General features: G+C 73.5%; 14 protein-coding genes. 6 read left to right on the top strand and 8 right to left on the bottom strand.

From position 1 onward, the window contains the following. Nucleotides 1-19 precede the first annotated feature (19 nt). Together ACYVHU_RS23890 and ACYVHU_RS23885 are read right to left on the bottom strand one after the other, a co-directional pair. Complete coding sequence (locus ACYVHU_RS23890; RefSeq protein WP_432940819.1) at nucleotides 20-2,578, bottom strand: M48 family metalloprotease; 2,559 nt, start codon at nucleotides 2,576-2,578, stop codon at nucleotides 20-22. Next, nucleotides 2,556-3,059, bottom strand: coding sequence for a hypothetical protein (locus tag ACYVHU_RS23885; RefSeq protein ID WP_498949549.1), 504 nt, complete (start codon nucleotides 3,057-3,059; stop codon nucleotides 2,556-2,558). Before ACYVHU_RS23885 ends, ACYVHU_RS23890 begins: the two co-directional genes overlap by 23 nt. An 816-nt stretch (nucleotides 3,060-3,875) precedes the next feature. On the opposite strand from ACYVHU_RS23885, the gene rpmG reads away from it, so the two are divergent. From rpmG to rpmF, 3 genes are read left to right on the top strand one after another with little or no spacing between them, the layout of a single operon-like run. Next, nucleotides 3,876-4,040, top strand: coding sequence for a 50S ribosomal protein L33 (gene rpmG / locus ACYVHU_RS23880; protein ID WP_078761026.1), 165 nt, complete (start codon nucleotides 3,876-3,878; stop codon nucleotides 4,038-4,040). Nucleotides 4,041-4,062: 22 nt separating this feature from the next. Beyond that, nucleotides 4,063-4,308, top strand: a complete 246-nt coding sequence (locus ACYVHU_RS23875; protein ID WP_078761025.1) for a type B 50S ribosomal protein L31 — start codon at nucleotides 4,063-4,065, stop codon at nucleotides 4,306-4,308. 27 nt (nucleotides 4,309-4,335) lie between these two features. Beyond that, a complete protein-coding gene (gene rpmF / locus ACYVHU_RS23870) occupies nucleotides 4,336-4,506 on the top strand; it encodes a 50S ribosomal protein L32 (protein WP_078761024.1) in 171 nt (56 codons plus the stop codon). Between the two features lie 45 nt (nucleotides 4,507-4,551). Here the strand turns inward: rpmF and ACYVHU_RS23865 are convergent, their stop codons facing one another. From ACYVHU_RS23865 to ACYVHU_RS23855, 3 genes are read right to left on the bottom strand one after another with little or no spacing between them, the layout of a single operon-like run. Beyond that, nucleotides 4,552-5,382, bottom strand: coding sequence for a citryl-CoA lyase (locus ACYVHU_RS23865; protein ID WP_078761023.1), 831 nt, complete (start codon nucleotides 5,380-5,382; stop codon nucleotides 4,552-4,554). Continuing rightward, nucleotides 5,379-6,599: a CaiB/BaiF CoA transferase family protein gene (locus ACYVHU_RS23860; RefSeq protein WP_078761022.1), complete on the bottom strand. Its 1,221-nt coding sequence runs from the start codon at nucleotides 6,597-6,599 to the stop codon at nucleotides 5,379-5,381. Before ACYVHU_RS23860 ends, ACYVHU_RS23865 begins: the two co-directional genes overlap by 4 nt. Beyond that, nucleotides 6,596-7,384 (bottom strand): IclR family transcriptional regulator, encoded by a 789-nt coding sequence (locus ACYVHU_RS23855; RefSeq protein WP_078761021.1) that lies wholly within the window; start codon nucleotides 7,382-7,384, stop codon nucleotides 6,596-6,598. Before ACYVHU_RS23855 ends, ACYVHU_RS23860 begins: the two co-directional genes overlap by 4 nt. Before the next feature lie 346 nt (nucleotides 7,385-7,730). On the opposite strand from ACYVHU_RS23855, the gene ACYVHU_RS23850 reads away from it, so the two are divergent. The 3 genes from ACYVHU_RS23850 to ACYVHU_RS23840 are packed head-to-tail and all read left to right on the top strand — an operon-like array spanning nucleotide 7,731 to nucleotide 10,858. Beyond that, a complete protein-coding gene (locus ACYVHU_RS23850; protein WP_235000853.1) occupies nucleotides 7,731-8,723 on the top strand; it encodes a Bug family tripartite tricarboxylate transporter substrate binding protein in 993 nt (330 codons plus the stop codon). Next, a complete protein-coding gene (locus tag ACYVHU_RS23845; RefSeq protein WP_078761019.1) occupies nucleotides 8,720-9,307 on the top strand; it encodes a tripartite tricarboxylate transporter TctB family protein in 588 nt (195 codons plus the stop codon). Before ACYVHU_RS23850 ends, ACYVHU_RS23845 begins: the two co-directional genes overlap by 4 nt. Then, on the top strand, nucleotides 9,308-10,858 hold the full coding sequence (locus ACYVHU_RS23840; protein WP_432940830.1) for a tripartite tricarboxylate transporter permease: 1,551 nt from the start codon (nucleotides 9,308-9,310) through the stop codon (nucleotides 10,856-10,858). 273 nt (nucleotides 10,859-11,131) lie between these two features. On the opposite strand, the gene ACYVHU_RS23835 is transcribed toward ACYVHU_RS23840, so the two are convergent. The 3 genes from ACYVHU_RS23835 to ACYVHU_RS23825 form a co-directional block, all read right to left on the bottom strand. After that, nucleotides 11,132-11,782 carry a fasciclin domain-containing protein gene (locus tag ACYVHU_RS23835; RefSeq protein ID WP_498949547.1) on the bottom strand — a complete coding sequence of 217 codons (651 nt, stop codon included), beginning with the start codon at nucleotides 11,780-11,782 and terminating at the stop codon, nucleotides 11,132-11,134. A gap of 1,110 nt (nucleotides 11,783-12,892) precedes the next feature. Beyond that, a complete protein-coding gene (locus ACYVHU_RS23830; RefSeq protein ID WP_498949546.1) occupies nucleotides 12,893-14,320 on the bottom strand; it encodes a xylulokinase in 1,428 nt (475 codons plus the stop codon). Continuing rightward, a complete protein-coding gene (locus tag ACYVHU_RS23825) occupies nucleotides 14,320-16,623 on the bottom strand; it encodes a lysylphosphatidylglycerol synthase transmembrane domain-containing protein (RefSeq protein WP_498949564.1) in 2,304 nt (767 codons plus the stop codon). Before ACYVHU_RS23825 ends, ACYVHU_RS23830 begins: the two co-directional genes overlap by 1 nt. Nucleotides 16,624-16,774 lie beyond the last annotated feature (151 nt).

Genomic DNA, 16,774 nt, shown 5'->3' with positions numbered 1-16,774 from the left:
CGCGTTCCGTCGGGCCCGCTCAGCCGGCGTCCAGGACCGCGCAGTAGTGCGACGCGGCACCGAAGGCCTGCGCCGCCTCGTCCCGCGAACCGCGCTCCAGCGCTCCCCGAGCGGCCTGCCCCAGCGCCGCGAGAACCGGGTCGTCGGAGGCCCCCAGGGCGTCGGCCCGCGCGGCCTGGTACCCCTCCCCCCGCTCCGTCGCGGTGAGGTAGGCCACCATCTGCCGCCCGCCCGTCGGAACGCCGCGTTCGCGACAGACCTCCTGCCAGGCGAGCGACCTCCCGGCCGGAGGCTCCCCCAGGGCCATCGGCGACACCGCGGTCGGCGCCTTCTCCGTCTCGAACGGGAGCAGGACGAGGAGGAACAGCACGGCCGGGAGGAGCGCGGAGGACCACGTCTGCACCGGGCCCGGACGACGCCGCCCCGCGGGCGGCGCGGCCGGCCGCGGGGGACGGCCCCGCAGCCACGCCCCGAGGAGCGCCACCGGGCCGCACACCGCGAACAGGCCCGCGAACACGAGGACGACGGCGCGGGCGAACAGCGGCGGTGTGAGACCGCCGAAGAGGTCGGCGAACGTCACGGGCAGGCACAACGGGGCGGTGAGCCCGGCCCCGCCACACCGCACGAGGGCGAGGTGCAGCAGGAACGCCGGAAGCACCGCCGCGGCCGCGAACATCGTCATCACGGCGGTGGCGCACAGCAGCCCGCCACTCCCTCGCCGTCCTCCGACGAGCGCTCCCAGGACCAGGGCGGCCCCGACGACGAGGATGGCGGCGACCGCCCACCACAGAACGGGCAGCACGACCGCCCGATCCCGTGGTCCCGCGTCGGTCAGCACGCTCAGAAGAAGCGCCCCGATCGGGGCGACGGCGGCGTGGAGGAGGAGCGGCCCCCCGCCCAACAGCGCCGGCAGCAGTGGGTGGGGGAGGCCGCTCTCCTCCCGCGTCCCGGCCAGCGGCAGGACGGCGGCCACGGCCAGCAGCGCGGGAAGCGGAAGGGAGAAGACCGAGAACCCGGCGAGCAGCGCCAGGGTCGACCACGCCGCCGCCTCCCCGAGCAGGGCGATCCCGTGGAACCAGGTCGTGAGCCCCACCGCGGACAGTGGTGCGGCGAAGAGGAGACAGGTCCCCCATCGGCGTCGAGGACACTGCGGGTCGGCGAGCCGGCCACGCGCGCTCAGGATCACCCAGCGGATGAAACACCACGACGCCCCCCACAGCAGCAGCGCCATCGCGGCGGCGAGATCGGGGGCGTCGCGGAGCAGGGTCCCCCAGGTGGGGGCGGGCCAGGCGGGGGCGAGGAGCTGGCCGCCGAGCAGCCCCGCGGTCAACGCGGTCGCCGCGGGGAGGGCCCTCGGCCGAGGCCCGCGGAGGCGCGCCTCCCGCGAGCCCGCCCGCCAGACGCCGGAGACGATCACGAAGGCGGCGGGGACCCCGAAGAGGAACCCCACCAGGAGGTCGGCCGGATCGGCGGGGCCCAGCCACATGAGGTCGAGGAGGAAGGCGGCCGCGGTGAACCCGTAGCCGGTCACCGTCGCGACCAGGGCGAGGTCGAGGGCGCCCATGGTCAGGAGCCGGCCCGGGTCGGCGAGGATCCGGCGCCGCCGCCTCACGCTGGGATGGCTCCGAAACACCTCGCCCACGCGCTCGCGGATCCGCCGGTGGGCCCCCGCCCCACCGCCTTCCCCTTCGGCCTCCGCCAGAAGCCGGTCCAGCTCCGCGCCCGCCTGCGGGTCCTGCCCCGCGCGCACGTCGGCGTAGTGCTCACGGGTACGGAGCAGGCGGGCGCGCGCGACGTAGAGCAGCAACGGTGTCACCGCCATGGAGGTGATCGCCTGGAGGGACCCCGGACGCGCGGCCAGGAGCAGCAGGAGCGCCGGGACGATGACGAGGAGCAGGAAGGCCCACCAGCTCGCCACCGTCACATACGCGATGCCGACGTCGCGTCCAAGGATGTGCGCGGCCTCGTGGCGCACAACGGCCCTGAGCCGTTGCAGGCCCGAGGGGTTCCCCGCGATCAGCAGCAGCCGCCGATCGATCGCCACGTAGTGGCGCCCGAACGCCCCGAAGGCCCGGGCCCCACCGGCCGTCCCCGGGGTGACCAGCAGGGTCGCGCCCCTCCTCCCGGCGAGCAGCGACTCCAGCTCGGCGCGGGCGGGAGCGGCCCCCGGCTCCTCGTCGCCGACCTCGTGGGGGCGCAGCCCGCGCCTGATCAGGCACGGATGGACGAGGTGGAGCAGCAGGCTCGCGGCCAGGGGGACGAGGGCGGCCACGGCCAGGAGGAACGCCTCGCCCCGGTCGGCCTCGACGACGCACTGGGTGTAGGACCGGGCCAGTCCCGCCACATCGCCGCCGGCCACCCGGGCCCGGGCGGTCTGCGCGCAGGTGAGCCGGCCGTGCCTCTCCCAGAGTCCCGCCGAGCGCGCGGTGTCGAACACCCACTCGTAGACGAGGACGGCCCCGACGAACGAGGTGAGCAGCAGGACGGCGAACTGCGCGGTGGTCGCGGCGGGCAGCCGGAACGGGTCGGGGCGCGCCGGACCGGCCGTCCGGGGTTCACCCCCCGACTCGGTCGTCACGCGCTTCCCCGGCCGCAACGAGGACCCGGACGATCTCGGCCGCCAACCGGCCGGCCTTGTCCTGCGGCAACCGTTCGCGGACGGCGTAGGCCGTGATGGCCGCGACGACGGCGGCGGCCTGGTCGGGGGTGAGGCGGGGGACGGGAGCGTTCACCTCCACCCGGACCCGCTCGCCCCGCCCCAGGCGGGCGCGCACCCACGACCACAGCCGTCTCCACCAGGGCCGGGAGACCTCCACGAGGCTGCCGGTCACCAGGTCGTGCAGAACGGCCAGGACGATCCCGGTGACCGCGCCGGCGATGACATCGCCGATGCCCAGAGGGCTGGAGCGGCCGGGGCGTCGCCCGTGCGCCAGGAAGTCGTCACGCAGGGCCGGGTAGTGCTCCACCTCCTCCCGCGAGACCCGCTCGACCACGTGGCGCGCGACGACGTCGATGGTGGGACGGCCGGCCGGACACGGCGGTGTCGAGGGGGTGGGCATCGGGCCTCCGGCTTGCGGGGACGGTCGTAGGCCCGTGGACCGGGCGGCGCGGTTCGCACTCGCGTCCCGCCCCGCGGCTCGCGGGCCCGGGACCATGAGGAACCGTACCAACACGGAAAGTCGCGGCGAGGTCGTTCACCCGAAACGCGCATCGCCATCACCCTGCGACCCTCATCGCGTTCGAGACGGGGCCGGCCTCGACCGGCTCCGGATCCGCGGGTCGGACACTGGCGGCACCCGGCCGTCCGATGCCCGTCTCGGCCGGGGTGCCGGCCCACGCCGGTCCCCCACCGGAACCAGGGCCGCCGCTTTCCGGACCCCGGCCCCTACCCGCCCCGCGCGGAATGGGGCGAGACCGCCGCCCCCTTCGCCGTCCACGGCGTGGACGGGGAGCGCACGGCACGGGAAGGCGAGGGCTCCGGCGCGGATCCCACGGAGGGGTGCTCGTGGGGGGGCGTTGTCCTCCCGTGGAGCCGGGACGCGCTGACCCAGGGCACGCCGTGAACGCGGGAGCGTGATGTCCGGCCGCGGTGGGCGGGGGCGTGACAATCCGCGCGCCGGAGCGGGGCCGGATCGGCTCGGCGCCGTCGGCGCCCTCACGGACGCCCGGCCGCCTCGTCTCGGGCCTCCCCGCTGGTGAGCGACGGCGGGGAAGCCGGCCGCGCGCTCCCTCGGGTGCTGTGAGCGAGGACCTGGGCCACCGCGGCGAGGGGGCACCGAGCGGGTTCGGTGTCACGTCGGGAATGAAAACGGTTATCATTCCCTTCTATAGAGCGAGAGGCACGTCCTCCACCGAGAGCCCAGGAGGCGACACGCATGGCCCGCAACGACACCCGGCCCGTCATCAAGCTGCGTTCCACCGCGAACACCGGTTACACCTACGTGACCCGCAAGAACCGGCGCAACACCCCCGACCGGCTCGTGTTGCGCAAGTACGACCCCGTGATCCGCGCCCACGTCGAGTTCCGCGAAGAGCGCTGACCACCTCCCAGGAAGGACCACCATGAAACCGGGCATCCACCCCGACTACCACCCCGTCGTCTTCCGTGACCGGGCCGGGAACTTCGCGTTCCTGACCCGCTCCACCATCACCAGCGACCGGACCATCGAATGGGAGGACGGCAACACCTATCCCGTGGTCGACGTCGACATCTCCGCGGCGAGCCACCCCTTCTACACGGGGCGGGGACGGGTCATCGACACCGCCGGTCGCGTGGAGCGCTTCCAGCGCCGCTACGGCCGTTCCTGACCAGCCGACCGACGACAAGGACAGACCATGGCCGTTCCCAAACGCAGGATGTCGCGCTCCAACACCCGCACGCGGCGCTCACAGTGGCGGGCCCAGACCCCCGACCTGGTGCCCATCGTCATCGACGGGCGCCGGGCGCTGGTGCCACGTCACCTGGTCCCGGCCTACAAACGGGGCCTGCTGCGCCTGGAACCGTGAGATCCGCGGGTCCGCGGCGGCGCGCACCGCGGACCCGCACGACCGTCACCGCGCGGGCAGGCGGCGCTGCTGGGGCCCGGTGTAGGCGGCGAGCAGCCGGCGCGGGATCGGCCCCTTGATCCGCGCGCCGCTCCCCCGCTCCTCCCAGGCGTGGGCGAGAATCCCCACCGAGCGCGACAGCACGAACAGCCCGCGCCCCAGTTCCGGGGCGAACCCCAGCTCGGAGTAGACGACGGCGGTCGCGCCGTCGATGTTCATCGGGACCGGGCGCTCGCGCCCCGCCGCGAGCGCCTGTTCCAGCGCCTGGGCGGCCCGCAGGTACTCTCCCGCGACCACGCCCTCCCCGGCCGCGTCGGCGACCAGGCCGAGGAGGGGGTCGCGGCGGGGATCGCGCGGGTGGAAACGGTGCCCGAACCCCGGCACGTGCTGTCGCCGCCGCCGGTACTCCGCCACCGTGTCGGCGGCCACCTCGTCCAGGTCCTCTCCCGCCCTCCAGCGTTCCCGGATCCGCGCGAGGAGGTCCATGCACTGTTGACCGGCGCCGCCGTGCACGTCGCCGAGCAGGTTGGCGCCGGTGGCCACGGCGTTGTTCAGTCCCAGCCCGCAGGTGACGGCCATACGCGCGGCCGCGATCGAGGGCGCCTGGGGGCCGTGGTCCACCGAGGCCACCAGCGCGGCCTCCAACAGCGCGGCCTGCCGGCGTTCGGGCAGCTCACCGCGGAGCAGCAACCAGACCACCTCGGCGAACGAGGCCCCGCCGATCAGGTCCTGCACCGGATAGCCGCGCAGGTCGATCTCTCCCGGGGAGATCCGGGTGATGGAGGTGCCCCACCACTGCTCGACGTCGGCGCGGGGGATCATCTCGTCGTCGCTCATGCCACTCCGTCCTCTCGCAGCGCGGCGATCTCGCCGGCGTCGTATCCCAACTCGGCCAGCACGTCCTCGGTGTGCTCGCCCAGCAGCGGCGCCGTGCCCTGCGGCGCGCTCCTCTGCCCGTCGACGTGGATTCCGTTGCCCAGCACCCGCAGCCGGCGTTCGGCGTCACCGGGGAAGGGAAGGTCGTGGACCAGTCCGCGCTGGGCGACGTGGTCCAGGTCGAGGGCCTCGGCGACGGTGAGCACGCGCGCGGCCGGCACCCCCTCCCCCGCCAACAGCTCCTCCCACTCGGCCGCGGAGCGGGCCGCCAGCGCCTCCTCCAGTTCCTCCTGGAGTGGCCCCCGGTTGGCCTTGCGCGCCTCGCGTTCGGCGAAACGGGGATCGGTCACCAGGTCGGGACGGCCGAGCAGGCGGCACAGGGCCACGAACTGCTCCTGTTTGTTGGCCGCGATGTTGAGTGCCCCCTCGCCGGTGCGGAAGGTGCCCGACGGGGCCGCGGTGGCGTTGTCGTTTCCCATCGGTCGCGGCTCGACCCCGGCGATCAGGTGGTTGGAGACGGCCCACCCCATGGCGGTGATCGCGGTCTCCAGCATCGACACGTCGAGCACGCCCCCCTCGCCGGTGCGGCCGCGGCGGACCAGGGCCGCGCAGATCGCGTAGGCCGCGGCGAGCCCGCCGAGCGTGTCGGCGACGGGATAACCGGCGCGCAGCGGGGCGGTGCCGGGGGTACCGGTGGTGCTCATCATCCCCGACAGCCCCTGGATGACCTGGTCGTAGGCCGGCCGGTCCCGCAACGGGCCGGTGGCGCCGAACCCGGAGATCGCGCAGTAGACGAGCCCGGGGTTGAGCCGGCGCAAGACGTCGGCGCCGAACCCGAGACGCTCCAGGACCCCGGGACGGAAGTTCTCCACCAGGACGTCGGCGGTGCGGACCAGGCGGCGCAGGACCTCCTTGCCCCTCTCGTCCTTGAGGTCCACGGTGATCGAGCGCTTGCCGGCGTTTTGCGCCAGGAAGGACGCGCCGAGCCGGGCCCGGTTGAGATCGGCGTCGGCGCCGAGCCTGCGGGCGAGGTCGCCGCCTCCCGGCGCCTCGACCTTGATGACCTCGGCGCCGTGGAGGGCGAGCTGGTAACCGGCGAACGGGCCGGCCAGCACGTTGGTCATGTCGATGACCCGCACCCCGGACAACAGCCCCGTACCGAAGGGGTGCTCGCTCATCCGGCCTCCTCCCCCGAGCGCGCTCTCCCGGCCGGATACAGGCCGATCTCGGAGATCCGGTGGGCCGCGCGGGTGACGGCGCCGGCGAACTCGGCGACCGCCTCGGAGGTGAAGCGCGCGGTGGGGCCGCCGAGAGCGATCGCGGCCACGACCCGTCCGGCGCCGTCCACGACGGGAGCGGCGACGCCCGACGCCCCGACCTCGCGCTCCCCGTGGCTGACGGCGTGGCCATCGGCGCGGGCCGCCGCGATCCGGATGCGCAGGGTCTCGGCGTGGCGGGCCCCGAAGGGCGAGGCGGCGGCGACGCGGCGCAGCAGCGCGTCGTCACATCCGATGAGCAGGACCCGGGCGGCGGCCCCGGCCCACAGGGGCAGTTCGTCGCCGACGGCGACGACGTGGCGCAGGTTCTGCGGCCCTTCCTGCTGGGCGACGCAGACGCGTGTGGCGTCGCCGCGGACGTAGAGGTTGGCGGTCTCCGCGGTCTCGGCCACGAGTTCGCGCATGACCTCGCGGACCGGTTCGGGCACCTGCCAGGCGGCGCGTGCCAGTCCCGCCCAGCGCAGCAGCCCGGGACCGGCTGCGATGAGACCGTCAGGCCGGCTCCACAGCAGGCCGCGCAGCTCCAGGGTGTGGACCAGGCGCAGCACCGTGGTCTTGGCCAGACCGCTGCCCTCGGTCAGCTCGCGGATCGACCGGCTCTGGTGCCGCTCGTCGAACAGCGCCAGCAGGTCCACGGCGCGCAGCACGCTGCGCACGCCGCCGTCGGTCTCGTCGTCGCCCGGCATGACCCTCCTTACTTTGGACCAACTAGTGGAACTTTTATACCACTAGGCGGTCCAACGGATATGGCGACGGTTGCCCACTCCCCCATCCCCTCGCCGTGCGTGATCCTCCCGTCACCCAGACACGAAACGGGAAACGCGACCATAAAGACATCCACGACCATAAAGACCAAAAGGTTTACCTCACGTTCCAGCTGCGCCATTCTCGCCAGACGGGCCGGACGGTGACCCGCGTCACCACACCGAGTGACCCCCGTCGTGGCGGCATATAGCGACGGCCACACCACGGCCCGAGCCGATGAACGGACTGGATAGACCACGGAATGGACCACATGGCAGGAGAGGCGCCTTGACGAGCAAACAGCGGACACTGCGAGCCCTTGGCGCGGCAGCCGCGGCGTTGATCATCGGCGCGGCTACCGTCAACGCCGCACAGAGCGGTGACGGCGCCTCGGAGGCCCGCTCCAAGCTGACCTTCATCGTCCCGGCCGACCCGGGCGGCGGCTGGGACCTGGTGGCCCGCGAAGGGCAGAACGCGCTGCGCGAGGGCGACGTCGTCGCCAACAGCCAGGTGGTGAACGTGCCCGGTGCGGGCGGGACGATCGGGCTGGCCCAGACCGTGCGCCAGGCCGAGACCTCCAACATGCTGATGGTGACCGGCACCGTGATGATCGGCGGCATCGTCGTCAACCGTTCCGCGCACACCCTGGAAGACGTCACCCCCATCGCCCGCCTCGCCGACGACTACGAGGTCATCGTGGTCCCCGCGGACTCGCCCTACAAGACGACCGCCGACCTCGTCGACGCCCTGCGCGAGGATCCGCGCGCGGTCGCGATCGGCGGTGGCTCCCTGGGCGGGACCGACCACCTGCTCGCGGCGATGATCGCCCGTGACGTCGGGGTGGACCCCCAGCAGGTCAACTACATCCCCTTCTCCGGCGGCGGTGAGGCGCTGACCTCGCTGCTGTCCCACAGCGTCGACGTGGGGATCAGCGGCTACAACGAGTTCAGCGACCAGATCGAGGCGGGCAACCTGCGCGCTCTCGCGGTCTCCGCGCACGAACCCGTGCCGGGGATCGACGTGCCGACGCTGGCCGAGCAGGGCATCGACGCGGTGCTGCCGAACTGGCGCGGTGTCATGGCCCCACCCGGCATCTCCGCCGAGGAGCGGGAGGAGCTCACCGAGATCGTCACGGAGATGACCCGCACCCCCGCCTGGCAGGACACCCTCGAACGCAACCGCTGGGACGACACCTTCCAAAGCGGCGCGGAGTTCGAGGAGTTCCTGAGCGCCGAGATCGACCGCATCACCACTATCACCGAGGAACTGGGACTCTCATGAGCACCGAGACGACGACCGGCGCCACCAGCGCGCCGGCCCCGACCCGTGAGCGCTCCTGGTGGAGCGGGCGCAGCGAGCTGTTCGTCGCCGCGCTGGTCATCGCGATCGCCGCCGTTCTCGGCGTGCAGACCGCGCTGATGGACGTCCCCCCGGGAACGGCCTCCCCCGGTCCACGGTTCTTCCCCACGATCGTCACCGTGATCATGGCCGGTGTCGGCGTGGCGCTGGCCGTGCAGGTCATCCGCCGCCCGGCCGACCGGCCCGGCCTCGACGAGACCGCTGCCGCGGACGCCGGCGACAGCGCCCCGGCCGAGGCGAGGACGGACGACTCCGGCGGGCGCACCCAGTGGCGGCCGGTCCTGACCGTCATCGGCTCGCTGGTCGTCTTCATCCTGCTGCTCCAGCCGGTGGGCTGGCTGCTGTCGGGGGCGCTGCTGTTCTTCGGCGTCGTCCACGCCATGGGAGGCCGACGCCCGCTGTTGGACGCCACGGTCGCGCTGGTGTTCTCCTCCTTCGTCCAGCTGGCCTTCGTCGCCGGCCTGGGCCTGAACCTGCCGGCGGGCATCCTCGGGGGCATCTTCTAAATGGACGCGCTCAACCACCTCATGACCGGGTTCGCCCACGCGCTGAGCCCGGAGAACCTGCTGTGGGCGCTGCTGGGCGTCCTGCTCGGCACGGCCGTCGGCGTGCTGCCGGGCCTCGGCTCGTCGATGGCCGTGGCCCTGCTCCTGCCGATCACCTTCCAGCTCGACCCCACCGCCGCCTTCATCATGTTCGCGGCCGTCTACTACGGCGGCCTGTTCGGCGACTCCACCGCCGCCATCCTGATGAACACCCCCGGTCAGAGCTCGGCGATCGCCACCGCGATCGAGGGGTATCAGATGGCACGGCGGGGCCGGGCCCCGCAGGCCCTGGCGACCTCGGCGATCGGCGCCTTCATCGGCGCCATCCTCTCGACGACCCTGGTGGCCTTCTTCTCCCCCGCGATCATCGACCTGGCGCTGCAGTTCGGTCCGGCCGAGTACTTCGCGCTGGCCGTGTTCGCCTTCCTCGCCACCTCCGCGGTGGTCTCCCAGTCGATGGTGCGCGGCCTGGTCGCGCTGTGCGTCGGCCTGGTCATCAGCCTGGTCGGCATCGACGGCATCAGCGGTGCCGAGCGTTTCACCTTCGGCATGCCGCAACTGTTCGAGGGCTTCAGCATCGTGACGATCACGGTGGCGCTGCTGGCGATCGGTGAGGTGCTGCACGTGGCCGGCGGCCACGGGGGGACCGAGAGCGGCGCCCTGCGCCGCAGCGGCACCCCCTGGCTGGGGCGCAAGGACCTGCGGCGCACCCTGCCGGCCTGGATGCGCGGGACCCTGTTCGGCCTGCCGTTCGGTGTCATCCCCTCGGGCGGGTCGGAGATCCCCACGTTCCTCGCCTACGGCACCGAGCGCAAGCTCGCCCGCCGGCGCGCGGCGCGCGGCGGCGCCCCCGACGAGTTCGGCAACGGCGCGATCGAGGGGGTGGCCGCGCCCGAGGCCGCCGGCAGCGCGACGGCGGGCACCGCGATGGGCGCGCTGCTCGGGCTGGGCCTGCCCACGTCGGCGACCGCGGCGATCATGCTGGCCGCCTTCCAGCAGTACGGCATGCAACCGGGCCCGTTGCTGTTCGAGCGCAACGGTGACCTGGTGTGGGCGCTGCTGGCCAGCCTGTTCATCGGCAGCGTGATGCTGCTCGTGCTCAACCTGCCGTTCGCCCCCTTGTGGGCCCGGCTGCTGCTGATCCCCAAGCCCTACCTCTACGCCGGCATCACCACGTTCTCCGCGCTGGGCGTCTACGCCGCCGCGTCGGCGATGGCGGACCTGTGGCTGATGCTGCTCCTGGGACTGCTGGGGTTCATGATGCGGCGGTACGGGATCCCGCTCGCTCCCGTCCTGATCGCCGTCATCCTCGGCCCGGTCGCCGAGACCGAGCTGCGCCGGGCGCTGGCGGTCGGCCAGGGCGACGTCGCCGTGCTGTTCGACAGCGGGATCAGCCTCGCCCTGTACGCGCTGATCGTCATCGTGCTGGGCGTGGTCACGGTGAACCGGGCGCGCGCCGCGCGCGCGGCGCGCGCCCAGGTCTCGGCCCCGCATCCCGCCGAGAAGGTGTGAGCCCGGGCCCACCGTGATCCTGGGACCACGGTGGGCCTCGACCCGGTCCGCGCCGGAGGGGCCCCCTCCGGCGCGCCGGTGGTGGAGCGAACCCGCGCTAAGACGTCGGGGCGCGTTCGGGTGCCCGGCCGCTCTCCGGTCGGGAGCCGGGGCGGCTTCTCGTGTCCGGGCCGGCCCCGTGTGCCCTCCTGGCCCATCCGCCTTCCCTTCGACCGGGCCGCTCCCGGACGGGTCCGCGGCACCGCTGGACCCGCCCGGGAGATCATCGCGGGATCACCGCGGCGTCAGCACGGCGTCGATGACATAGACCGTGGCGTTGGCCGTCCGGACATTCCCGCACACCACGTTGGCCTGATCATTGACCGTGAACTCCTCGCCGGAGCCGGAGGTGGTGACCGGATCGCCCTGGAGTGAGGTGAACTCACCGTTTTCCAGGTCCTGCGGGGTGTGGCGCCCCTCGACGACGTGGTAGTTCACCACGTCGGTGAGCCGCTCCTTGTCCTGCATCAGCGCGTCGCGCTCGTCTTCGGGGAACTTCTCGAACGCCTCATTGGTCGGGGCGAAGACGGTGACGTCCTCGGCGTCGTTGAGCGTGTCGTCCAGGCCGGCCCGCGTGATGGCCTCGACCAGCGTGGACAGCTCGGGGTTGTTGGAGGCGGCCGTGGCCACCGGTTCCCGGGCCATCCCGGCGAAGCTGCCGGCCCCTTTCTGAGGAACGTCGGCGCAGGCCGGCCCGAACGGCTCGGACATCGCCCTTTCGGTTCCCACGCCCTCCTCGGGGGATGCCTGCGGATCGGAGGACTGGGGACCCGGGGAGTCGGAGGAGGCGGTGTCGCCCTCGATGTTGCCGCCGCCGGTGCAGGCGGTGACCGCGAACGCCAGCAGGGTCGTCGCGGAGATCGCCAGGAACGTGTTCTTACCCATAGAACACATCTTCTTACTCTGCGTGGCCGAACGCGGGATTGTCCCGTGCCGGTGTGGCGGCACGGGATCGTCGGCTCATCGAGCCGTCACCCGACGGAGTACCGGTCACCGGCACCGTCGGGACGGGATCGGCGCGTCGCAAGGCCGGGGGTGTGGCCGGCCGCGCCGGTCGCCCGGCCTCCAGGTCGTGGCGGCCGGGCGGCGTGGCGGTCCGTTCCCAGGACCGCTGTCGCCGGGCGCCCGGCACCTCCCCCTTTCACCATCGACCTTCACGCGGACCTCGGCCGTGTCCCCTCGGTGCCCCACGCCGCGTGGGCACCGGTATCCGCGCTGGAGGACCGTGCGGTGCCGGACCCCGTCCCCGGGAGACGTGCTCCACGGGCGGCGGCTCGCCGTCCACGGCGACAGCGGGCACGGTGGTGCACCCGCCCAGGACGTCCTGCGCCAAAGGCACGCGGGTCCGACGTCACGGAGGTACCGAGGCCGCGCGATATCGCGCGGCCGGGGCCGATCCCGCCCGGCCGGTGTGGTCGGGGCGACCGCCGCCGCCTCGGGTGGGGACGCGGGTCAGCGCGATGCCGTGCTCCCCGGTGGGGCGAAGCGGGAGAGCGGGATCTGCTCCCCGTGACCGGTGGATCGTTGCCTGCCCCTCCACCGGGCCGACCCCGAAATCCACGGGTCAGCCCCCGTGGCCGGGAATGGTCGAGGAGGGGTCGCGGGCGCGCCGCGTCCTGGATGCCCCCGGCGGTCGTGGCACCGCCCCGGTGGGGGCGGCGCCGCGCGAACCGGGGCGGCCGGCTCCCGTTGCGGGCCGCACCCGCCGGCCGCTTCCGCTCCCCCGGGCCGTCCCCGCGACGGTGCCGTCACGAGCGCCGAACGCCGCCCTGATCGCCGTACCCGGGGAGACCACGGCGGACTCACCGGCGCTCAACGCGATCGCCGTGGTGGTGCTCCCCGCGCACGCCCCGGCTTGGCACGGCCGGACCGGGCGCGTGGTCCCCGCGCGGCATCGCGCCACGCCCGTGCCCCGGACGGCGCCGGAAGCGGGCTGCTCCCGTGGTCTGAGAGGTCTCTGCCGCGCGGCGAGCCGGGAGTGTCTGACGGCCCCCGTCACGGACGGGGGTCGGACCGGATGCGGGAGAGGTAGCGTTCGTAGGCCTCGGCATAGGCTGCGACGTTCGGCCCCGGTGTGATGACGGGTTCCTCCTGCGGAGCCACAGCTGGCTCGGGCACTGCGACGGCGCGGGCCGCGAGCAGGGCGGCGCCCAGCGCCGAGGCGCTGCGCAGGCGGATCGGCCGCAGCCCCACGCCCAGGACGTCGGCGAGGAGACGCCGGAACGCGGGCGAGCGGCTGCCGCCCCCGGCCAGGCGAACCTGTGGCGGCAGCCCGTCGGGAAGGGCGTCGGCGGCATGGCGCACCGAGAAGGCGACCCCCTCCACGGCGGCGCGCAACAGCGTGGCGCGGTCGGTGGACAGCCGCAGCCCGCTCAACGCGGCGGTGGCCGAGGGGTCCAGCACCGGTGTGCGCTCACCGGTCAGATGGGGAACGAAGGTGACACCGTGGGCACCGGGCTCTCCCCGATCCAGGGCCGCGTACACCTCGTCCCACTGCGCGCCGAGCAGGTTACGCATCCACTCCAGGGCGATCCCGGCGTTGTGGACCGCGGCCATGCGATACCACCCGGTCCGCTCGGCCGTGCGGTAGACGTGGAGGGCGGGGACCGGAAGCGGGCTGGTCACCGGCATGACGATCTGGGCGCCGCTGCCGACCGTGATCTGGGCCTGGCCCTTCTCCAGTCCCGTGGCGAGCAGGGCCGCGGGGGTGTCCCCTGCCCCGCCGGCCACCGGGGTCCCCCTCACCAGCCCCAGGTCCTCGGCGGCGGGACCGCCCAGCCCGCCGGCGATCCGATCGGAGGCCAGGACCGGGGGCAACAGGGCGGAGGGCGCGCCCGTCAGGGCGACAGCGGCGGGCGACCAGGTTCCCGTGGGCATGTCCCACAGCAGCGTCGCGGAGGCGTCGGAGGGATCGGTGCCCACGGCGCCGGTCATCCGCAGCCGTATCCAGTCCTTGGGGAGCAACGCCCAGCGCGCGCGACGCAGCGCCGCCGGCTCGTGCTCGGCCACCCAGGACAGCAGCGGCCCCGTCATACCGGGGACCAGCGGGTTGGCCAGTCGGTCCTGTTCCAGCGCGGCCAGGCCCCGCCAGCGCGCCATGACCGTGTCGGCCCGCTGGTCGGCCCACAGGATCGCGGGGCGGACGGGGGTCGCGTCCTCCTCCACGAGCACCAGGCCGTGCATCTGCCCGTCCAGGCCGATGGCGGCGACCTCGACCGGACCGGAACGCTCCACCCCCGCCCGCACCGCCCGCACGACGGCCCTCCACCACTCTCGCGGATCCGTCTCGGCCCATCCCGGCCGTCGCGTGTGAACCGGATAGGCGGCGTCACCCTCCCCCAGCGTGGTCCCGTCGACGCCGAGGAGAGTGGCCTTGACCCCGCTGGTCCCCAGGTCGATGCCGAGCAGTGCCCGCCGGGCCATCAGATCGCCCTCTTCCGTTGGAGGTGGTGGAACGCCGCCCATCCGGGCAGCACCGGCAGCCAGAAGGTCAGCAGCCGAAACAGCAGCACGGCGGGCAGCGCGATCCCGCCGGGTACGCCCGCGACCGTGGTCAACCCGCCCAGGAGCGCGGCCTCCACCGCGCCCAGTCCGCCCGGTGAGGGGGCCGCCGAGCCGATCGCGTTACCCGCCAGGAACACGACCGCGACCGCCGCGATGCTGGCGTCACCGCCGAAGGCCAGCACCGAGAAGTGCAGGCACAGGACGAACCCCGCGGTGAGCAGGATCGTCCCGCCGATGCCGGTGGCGAGCTTGCGCGGGTGCTGGAGCAGGTCCAGCAGGCGGGGTAGGACGCCGTGCAGGTAGGGGCGCACGCGCGACACGACGGCGCGACGCAGCCGGGGCAGTGCCAGCACGGCGGCGACCACGACCGACAGCAGGCCGGCGACGACGATGAGCGTGCTCGAAGGAGAGAAGTCGGCGGGGTAGGCGGTACCCGTGAGGTAGGCGCACAGCAGCAGGAGCGGGACGTGCACGAGCAGCCCGACGAGCTGCGAGACGCCGACCGCCGAGACCGCCAACGCGGTGGAGGCCCCGGCCTTGGTGACGTACCGGGTGTTGAGGGCGAGGGAGCCCAGGCCGGCCGGCGCGGCGATGCGGATGAACGACGCCGCGAACTGCACGAGCACGGTCCGCCACAGGGGCAGGCGGATCGGCACGAACCCCATCAACGCGAGTGCCGCCGCCACCATGCACAGCAGCGACATGAGCAGCGCGGCACCGGCCCAGCCGAGATCGGCGTCGCGGATGGTCGTCAGGTCGACGTCGGCGAGCTGGGAGACCAGGACCACCCCGACGACCGTGGCGACCGCGACGCTGACGATGGTGCGGGGCCGCATCCGCTCCAGCTTGACCGGGGCCGCCGGCGCGTCGGGGGCGATGCGGGTGATCTCGGCGCGGATCTCCCCCAGTATCCCGGCGTGCCCTCGCAACCGTTGGCGCAGGGCCCGTGGCAGTCCCGCGGTCTGGAGGTAGGGCAGCGTCGCCGCCAGGTCCTCGGTTCCCAGCGCCCGGTGGGCGGAGCCCACCGCCCGGTCGACGCCGACGCGCAACGCCAGGGCGGCCAGGAGAGCGGCGACGTCCAGTGAGGCGGCGAACGCGCCAGCGGCGACGCTGCCCGAGGACATGCCGGTGAAGACGACCCGACCGTCCATGCGCACTCCGATGCTGTGCTCGCCGATGTTGCGGTGGGCGATGCGATGGCGGTGCAGTCGACGTAGTTCCGCCCAGATCTCGGCGAGCAATCCGTCGGTGACCCGTTCGTCGGGCAGGTCGGCCAGCCGTTCGGAGCGGCGGTGGTCGCGCACGAGCACCGCGGTGCCGGGTCCGAGCTCGCCGATGGCCTTCAGCCTGGGGGTGGCGGCTCCGGCCGCCGCGGCGGCGTAGTCGAGCAGCGCGATGTGCTCCACCCTGCGTTGCAGGCTGAACAGGACCGGCGGGGCGGCGGGATCGCGCAGGAGCAACCGGGAGGACAGCCGTTTCCACACTCCGGTGGTGACATCGGCGCGCAGGAGCAGGACGTCGAGACGGCGGTCGGTGGTGTCGACGGCGAAGCGCTCGTTGCCCTCGGGGTCGCTGCCCTCGGGGGTGATCGTCAAGGCGTCCAGGCCGAACCGTCGTAGCTCCCGCACCAGCCGGGCGGAATCGGGCCGGGGCGGCGCCAGGCCGATGGCGTAGCGGGCGACGGAGGCGCACGTCCAGCCGAGCAGGATCGTGAGGATCAGCGCGAGCGCGGTGGTGAACCCCGATAGGAGGACGGAGGCGCAGGTGATGGAGATCCCCACCCAGATCGCGGCGCGCACACGGGGCAGGTGGGCGATGCGCATCGCGCGGGTGTAGCCGATCGCGGCGGCGAGATAGCCGTGCAGTGGTTCGGTGAACGGCCCTTGCTGGAGGCCGCCCCCGGCCAGCAGCGCGGGTAACCCGTCGGATCCGGCCAATACGCCGGTGAGCGTGTTGATCCCCCCGGCGAGTCCATAACCGAGCACGGCGGCCAGCAGCGCGCGGGCGACCTGACGGAACTCCCGGTTGAACAGGCGCTCCACACCGACGGAACAGACGAGCACGATGACGGCGAGGTTGGCGATCCCGGCCCCCAGGGCGAGCAACCGGGGTGGCAGCAGGGCGCGCAGTTCCTCCGCCTCGTCTCCGGCCGCGCCCCCGGCGACGACGCTGATCAACACCAGCGTCAAAGCCAGGAGCACGACACCACCCAGCGCCAGCATGAGGTCCAGCGGACGCCGAGCGGTTCCTCGGATGCCCTCCAATACCACCTCGCCCGTCCGTTCCGAGGTGACTTCTCCCGTTTTCACGCTTTACAGACTGCCCGACCTGATGTCGTTCTCGCGTCAATATTCGCGCGTGTCCACAGCGAGA

Source organism: Marinactinospora endophytica (genome assembly GCF_054780875.1).
This window is presented reverse-complemented; position numbering and strand designations above follow the sequence as displayed.